This window comes from Streptomyces sp. NPDC059455, assembly GCF_042750115.1.
Lineage (GTDB): Bacteria > Actinomycetota > Actinomycetes > Streptomycetales > Streptomycetaceae > Streptomyces > Streptomyces endocoffeicus.
On sequence record NZ_JBHYVB010000071.1, the window covers coordinates 41207 to 49302 of the forward strand.

The window sequence follows — 8096 nt, forward strand, 5'->3', positions numbered from 1 at the left end:
ACGGGAGGCGGCGGGGGGCCCGCTGGTGGCGTGTGAGCCCCGTGTCGACCTTGGGCCGCAGCACACGGTCGACGCGCTCGGGAGTGAGTGCCTCGACGACGCCGTCGTCCAGCACACCGGCGGTGTGAATCACGGCGGTGAGCGGGTGCTCGGCCGGCAGGGAGGCCAGAAGCGCGGCGAGGGAGTCGCGGTCGGCGACATCACACGCCACCGCCTCCACCTCGGCCCCCAGCCCGGCCAGCTCCGCCACCAACTCCGCCGCACCCGGCGCCTCCACGCCACGACGACTCGTCAGCACCAGACGCTCAACCTTGTGCTCCACCACCAGATGACGGGCCAGCAACGCACCCAGACCACCCGTACCACCCGTGATCAGCACCGTCCCCGGACCGTCCAGCGTCCTCGGAATGGTCAGCGCCACCTTGCCCGTATGCCGGGCCTGGCTGATGAAGCGGAACGCCTCGGGCGCCCTGCGCACATCCCAGGAGCGCACCGGCAGCGGCCGCAGCACCCCGCCCTCGAACAGCGAAATCAGCTCGCCCCACATCTCCTGGATGCGATCGGGCCCCGCCTCCATCAGGTCGAACGCCTGGTAGGAGACCCCGTATTCGGCGGCCACCTCCTCCGGCACCCTGACGTCGGTCTTGCCCATCTCCAGGAACCGGCCGCCGCGCGGCAGCAGACGCAGACCCGCGTCCACGAACTCCCGCGCCAGCGCGTCCAGCACCACGTCCATGCCACGCCCGCCGGTCACATCGAGGAAGCGCCTCTCGAAGTCCAGCGTCCGCGACGACGCGATGTGCTCGTCATCCAGACCCAGCGACCGCAGAGTGTCCCACTTGCCCTCACTCGCGGTGCCGAAGACCTCGGCCCCGAGGTGCCGTGCCAACTGCAGCGTGGCCATGCCCACACCACCGGCCGCCGAATGCACCAGCACCGACTGACCGGCCTGCAGACCACCCAGATCCACCATGGCGTAATAGGCCGTCAGGAACACGATCGGCGTGGAAGCCGCCTGCTCGAACGTCCAGCCCTCCGGGACCCGGGCGACGTACCGCCGGTCGGTGCTCGCAACCGGGCCGAACGACCCGCTGAAGATGCCCATCACCTTGTCGCCCGGCACCAGGTCCTTGACCGCGGAGCCGACCTCGGTCACCACACCGGCGCCCTCGGTACCGAGCGGCCCGGCCTGTCCGGGGTACATCCCCAGGGCGTTGAGCACATCGCGGAAGTTCAGGCCCGCCGCGCGCATCTCGACCCTGATCTCGTTCTCGCCCAGGGCTTCGGCGGCATCGGGGCAGGGCAGCAGCTCCAGATTCTCCAAGATCCCCTTGGTGTGCATGTCCAACCGCCATTCGCGCACCCCAGCGGGCGGCAGCAGCGCGGTGCCCGAGGAGACCCGGGCCATGCGCTGGCCGAGCACCGTGCCCTCGCGGACCACGGCCTGCGGCTCGTCGGTGGCGAGCACCGCCGGGAGGATCCGGCGTGAGCCTTCCTGGCCGTCCAGGTCGACCAGGACGAACCGGTCGGGGTTCTCGGACTGAGCCGAGCGCACCAGGCCCCAGACGGCCGCGCCGGCGGGGTCGGCCACATCGGCATCGTCGCCCGCGGCGATGGCTCCCCGGGTGAGGAACACCAGGCGGGAGGCGCCGAAGCGATCGTCGACCAGCCAGCTCTTGAGCAGGCCGAGGGCGTAGTGGCTGACTTCCCGTACCGCCTCCGCCAGGGCTTGCGTCCGGCGGCTACAGGACACGGTGGGGGCCAGGACGACATCGGGCGCGGTCGCGCCCCCGCCGATGGCCTCGGCCAGGGCCGCGAGGTCCGGGTAGGTGTCCACGGTGACTCCGGCCGATCCGAGGACGCCGGTCACCTCAGCCTGGTCGGGCCCGACGAGCGCCCAGCGCCCGGCCGCCCCGCCGCTCGTCTCCTGGGCGCGGGACATGTCCACGGGCACCAATTCGAGCTGGTACAGCGACTCGTACGGCTGGACGGAGTTCACCTGCTCCGGGGCCACGGGCCGCAGTACGAGGGAGTCGACCGAGGCGACGAGTGCCCCGGAGGTGTCGGTGGCGTGCAGGGAGACCGCGTCCTCGCCGACGCTCCCAAGCCGTACGCGCAGCGCGGACGCACCACCGGTGTGGAGGGTCACCCCGTTCCACGAGAACGGAAGGGCGCTGCCATCGGTGCCGGAGGACTTGAACGCGAAGGTATGCAGCGAGGCGTCGAGCAGCGCCGGGTGCAGGCCGTACCGCGCGGCCTCGGTCTCCTGCGTCTCGGGCAGGACGACCTCGGCGAAGATCTCGTCGCCACGGCGCCAGGCGGCTCGCAGCCCCTGGAAGGCCGGGCCGTAGGCGAAGCCGACATCGAGGAACTGGTCGTAGAGGTCGGCCACGTCGATCGGCTGCGCCTCCGCGGGCGGCCACACGGCGAAGTCGGCGGCCACGGACTCCAGTGCCGTGGTGGACGGGTCCCTGGTGAGCAGGCCGGTCGCGTGGCGTGTCCAGGGGCCGTCCGGCTGGGCGTCCTCGGGCCTGGAGTACAGGTTGAGCGAACGGGCTCCGGACTCGTCCGGCTCGCCCACGGTGAGCTGGATCTGGGCCGCGCCCCGTTCGGGCAGGACCAGCGGCATCTCGATGGTCAGCTCATCCAGCCGCTCACAGCCCACCTGCTCCGCGGCGCGCAGGGCCACTTCCACGAAGGCCGTGCCCGGGAAGAGAACGGTCTCCGCGAAGACATGGTCGGCCAGCCACGGCTGAGTGGCGACGGACAGGCGGCCGGTGAACAGGTAGGAGTCGGTGTCGGCCAGGGCGACGGCGGCGCCGAGGAGCGGGTGGTCGGGCGAGTCCAGCCCCGCCGAGGTCACATCCCCGCCGGCGGCCGGCGCCGTTTCGAGCCAGTAGCGCTGCCGCTGGAAGGCGTAGGTGGGCAGCTCCACCCGCCGGGCGCCACGCCCGGCGAACACCGCGTCCCACTTCACCGTGGTGCCGTGGACGTGGAGTTCGGCCAGCGCCATGGTCAGCGACTGGATCTCGGGCCGGTCCTTGCGCAGCACGGGCACGAGGGAGGGAGCGGACCCGCCATCGGGCTCCTCAGCCGCCAGGCAGTCCTGGGCCATCGCGGTGAGCACACCGTCCGGGCCCACCTCCACGAACGACGTCACGCCCAGCTTCTCCAGGGTCCGTACCCCGTCCGCGAACCGCACCGCCTCCCGCACATGGCGCACCCAGTACTCCGGCGAACACACCTCATCCGTGTCGGCAGACGTGCCGGTGACGTTGGAGACCAGGGAGAGGGTCGGCGGAGCGAACGACAGCCCCTCGACGACCTTACGGAAGTCACCGAGCACCCCGTCCATGCGCGGGGAGTGGAAGGCGTGGCTGACGCGCAGGCGACGCGTCTTACGACCCTCTCGCTCACACTGTCCGGCGATCTCCAGCACCGCGGCCTCATCGCCCGCGATGACCACGGAAGTCGGGCCGTTGATGGCGGCGATGCTCACCTCGGCCTCACGACCGGCCAGCGACGCCGCGATCTCCTCCTCGGGCGCCTGAACGGCCACCATCGCGCCGCCCTCCGGCAGCGCCTGCATCAGCCGACCACGGGCCGCCACCAGCGCGCACGCGTCCTCCAGCGAGAAGACACCCGCCACATGCGCGGCGGCAACCTCACCGATGGAGTGGCCGATCAGCACATCCGGGGTGACACCCCAGTGCTCCAGCAGCCGGAACAGCGCCACCTCGATGGCGAACAGCGCCGGCTGGGTGAACGCCGTCCGGTTCAGCAGCTCGGCGTCCGCGCTGTCCTCGGCCGCGAACATCACCTCGGTGAGCGGACGGTCGAGCAGCACATCGAGATGGGCGCACACCTCGTCCAGAGCCTGGGCGAACACCGGGAAGGCGTCGTACAGCTCCCGTCCCATGCCGAGCCGCTGCGCGCCCTGGCCCGAGAACAGGAACGCCGTCTTGTGCTCGGCCCGGGCCATGCCCTGGATCAGCGTGGCCGCGTTCCTGCCCTCCGCCAGCGCGTCGAGTCCGGACCGGAACTGCGCCGGCTCCTCGGCGACCACAACCGCGCGGTAGGGCAGGGCGGAACGTGTCGTCGCCAGCGAATAGCCGATGTCGGCGAGGCCATTGGCGTGTGCGGTTCCCACACCGTCGAACTCGCGCAGTCGCCCGGCCTGAGCGCTCAGCGCGTCCGGGCTGCCGCCGGAGAGCAGCCACGGAACCACCGCGATGCCGACCGGGGAACCGGTGGCCTCGCCCCCCGTCTCCGGCGACGGCGACTCGACGGCGTCGGCCGCCTCGATGATCGTGTGCGCGTTGGTGCCGCTGATCCCGAAGGACGACACAGCCGCCCGGCGCGGGCGGTCCGTCTCCGGCCACGGGGTCGCCTCGGTCAGGAGGGACACCGCGCCGCTGGTCCAGTCGATGTGCGGCGAGGGCTCGTCCGCGTGGAGCGTCTTCGGCAGCACGCCCTCCCGCATGGCCATCACCATCTTGATGACCCCGGCCACACCCGCGGCCGCCTGCGTGTGCCCGATGTTGGACTTGATGGAGCCCAGCCACAGCGGCTGGTCCGCCGGCCGCCCCTGACCATACGTGGCCATCAGTGCCTGCGCCTCGATCGGATCACCGAGCGAGGTGCCCGTGCCATGGGCCTCCACCGCGTCCACGTCGGCGGTCGACAGGCCCGCGTACTCCAGAGCCTTGCCGATCACCCGCTGCTGCGACGGGCCGTTCGGCGCCGTCAGGCCGTTGGACGCGCCGTCCTGGTTGATGGCCGACCCCCGGACGACGGCCAGCACCTGGTGGCCGTTGCGCCGGGCGTCCGACAGCCGCTCGACCAGCAGCAGGCCCACGCCCTCGGACCAGCCCGTGCCGTCGGCCTCGGCGGAGAACGCCTTGCACCGCCCGTCCGGCGACAGCACACGCTGGGCGCTGAACTCGACGAACGTGCCCGGCGTGACCATGACCGTCACACCGCCGGCCAGCGCCATGTCGCATTCGCCTTGCCGCAGCGACTGGCAGGCCAGGTGCAAGGCGACCAGCGACGACGAGCACGCGGTGTCCACCGTCATGGCCGGGCCCTCGAAGCCGAAGGTGTAGGAGAGGCGGCCGGAGGCGACGCTCGACGCGCTGCCGAGTCCGAGATAGCCCTGCACCCCGTCCGGCGCGCTGACGGCCCGGCCGCCGTAGTCCTGGTAGTTGGAGCCGATGAAGACGCCCGCCTGGCTGCCACGCAACGCGGCCGGGTCGATGCCGGCGCGCTCGAACGCCTCCCAGGACGTCTCCAGCAGCAGCCGCTGCTGGGGGTCCATGGCCAGGGCCTCACGCCGCGAGATCCCGAAGAAGTCCGGGTCGAAGTCGGAGACGTTGTCGAGGAATCCGCCGGTGCTGGCGGTGGTCGTGCCCGGCTTGTCGGGGTCGGGGTCGTACAGCCCCTCGAGGTCCCAGCCACGGTCGTCGGGGAACCCGGAGATCGTGTCGACCCCGGCGTTCACCACGTCCCACAGCTGCTCAGGGGTCCGCACACCGCCCGGGAACCGGCAGCTCATCGCCACGATCGCGATGGGCTCATCGAACGACTTCGAGCGGGCCGGCGCCGTCTTGGCGGCGCCGCCTTCCTCGGTGCCGAACATCTCGCCGTTCAGGAACCGTGCCAGCACAATGGGCGTGGGGTAGTCGAAGACCAGGCTGACCGGCAGCCGCAGCCCGGTCGCCGCGCCGATCCGGTTGCGCAGTTCGACGGCGGTCAGCGAGTCGAAGCCGAGGTCGCGGAAGGCGCGGTCCGACGCGACCGCGTCCGCGCTGTCGTGAGCGAGGACATCGGCGGCCTGGGCGCGCACCAGATCCCGCAGCGCCCCTTCGCGCTTCTCCCGAGACATGGCTTCCAGTTGGTTGTGAAGTTCCGCCCGCCCGGGGACGGCACTGCCCGCCGTGGGCTGCTTCTCCGTGGTCGCACTCTGCGCGCTGCGCAACTGGCGGAAGAGGGGAGCGTCGGGAGAGTCGGCATCGAGACGCGTCCAGTCGATGTCCGCGACCGCGAGGAACGTCTCGTCGTGGTCCAGGGCCTGCTGCAGCGCCGAAATCGCCAGCTCGGGGGACATGGCCAGAATCCCCGACCGGCTCATCTGCTCGCCGACCTCATCCGTGACGAGGCCGCCTCCGTCCCAAGCGCCCCAGGCGATGGACGTGGCCGGAAGGCCATCCGCGCGCCGCTGCGACGCCAGCGCGTCGAGATAGGCGTTACCCGCCGCGTAACTCCCCTGACCCGGACCGCCCAATGTGGCCGCCGCCGAGGAGAACAGCACGAACGCCGACAGATCCATCCCCGCGGTCAGCTCATGCAGATTCCGGGTCGCGTCCACCTTCGGACGCAGCACCCCGGCCGCCCGACGCACCGTCAGTGCGTCGACCACACCGTCGTCCAGCACACCGGCCGTATGCACCACGGCCGTCAGCGGGAACTCCCGCGGAATCGCGTCCAGCACAGCGGCCAGCGCCTCACGGTCGGCCGCGTCGCACGCCGCCACCGTCACCCGGGCACCCAGTGCCTCCAACTCCGCCTTCAACTCGGCGGCGCCCTCGGCCTCCATACCACTGCGGCTCGTGAGCACCAGATGCTCGGCACCCGCACGCGCCAGCCAGCGGGCCACATGGCCGCCCAGCGCACCCGTACCACCGGTCACCAGCACCGAACCGTTCGGACGCCAGCCGTCCGCGGCCGTGGCCTCGGGCGCGGAGGCCCGCACCAGCCGCTTGGCGAAGACGCCGGACCCGCGCACCGCGACCTGGTCCTCGGTCTCCGCGGCGGTCAGCACTCCGGTCAGACGGGTCATCGCGCGGTCGTCCATGGTCTCGGGCAGGTCCACGACGCCGCCCCAGCGCTGGGGGTACTCCGCCTCCAGGATCCGGCCCAGGCCCCACACCATCGACTGCACCGGGCTCACCAGCCGGTCGGAACGCCCCACCGACACCGCGCCCCGGGTGCCGCACCACAGCGGAGCCACCACATCCGCATCGCCCAGCGCCTGGACCAGGCCCACCGTCGCCGCCAGCCCGGCCGGGACCACCTCGAAGGTCTCATGTGCCGACTCGTCCAGCCCCAGCAGCGAGAACACACCCGCCACGCCCGACGGCTCCGCCGCCACTCCATCGAGGGCCACGCGCAGCCGCTCCGTAATCACCTCACGGTCATCCGCCGCCCCGACGGCTACGCGAACCACATGCGCACCGCGCCCGGCCAGCCCATCCAGCACGGTGGCGACCAATACATCGTCACCACGGCCTTCCGGAAAGGCCACGAGCCAGGTGCCCGAGAGCGTGGTCTCGGACCCGGATGCCAGGGGCTTCCAGACCGCCTGGTAACGCCAGCCGTCCACCGTGTTCTGCTCACGCCGCTGACGGCGCCAGGACGACAGCGCCGGAAGCAACGCCGTCAACGACGACTGCTGCTCCTCGTCCGCCACCTCCAGCGTCCGTGTCAGCGCCTCCAGGTCCTCGCGCTCCACCGCCTCCCAGAAGCGCGCGTCCACCGCGTCCACGCTCAAGCCGTCACCGGCCGCCGCCTCGACAACCGGGTTGGCGTCCAGCCAGTAGCGCTGATACTGGAAGGCGTAGGTCGGCAGGTCGACGGGGTGCGCACCGGTCCCGGCGAACACCGTCCGCCAGTCGACGGCTATACCGCCGACATGGGCCTCGGCCAGAGAGGTCAGGAACCGGCCCAGGCCGCCTTCGTCGCGGCGCAGCGAGCCGATGGCCGCCACGGGGGTGCCGTGGTCCTCGGCCGTCTGCTCGATGCCCATGGTCAGCACCGGATGCGCGCTGGCCTCCACGAACGTCTGGAATCCCTCGCCGAGAAGCACCCGTACGGTCTCGTCGAAACGCACCGTCTGACGCAGATTCCGGTACCAGTACGCGGCGTCCAGACCGGCCGTGTCCAGCACCCCGCCGGTCACCGTCGAGTAGAACGGCACCGACGAGGAGCGCGGGGCGATTCCCGCGAGGGCCTGCTGAAGCTCGCCCTCGATGGCCTCGACATGAGCGCAGTGCGAGGCATAGTCCACGGGGATCCGGCGAGCCCGGATCCCCTCCGCC

The 8096-nt window shown here is 71.6% G+C and carries 1 protein-coding gene; it reads right to left on the bottom strand.

Translation table 11 applies throughout. The annotated features are described in order from the left end of the window. The coding region (locus ACFXB5_RS24740; protein WP_385211572.1) for an SDR family NAD(P)-dependent oxidoreductase at positions 1 to 8096 on the bottom strand (8096 nt) is incomplete at both ends.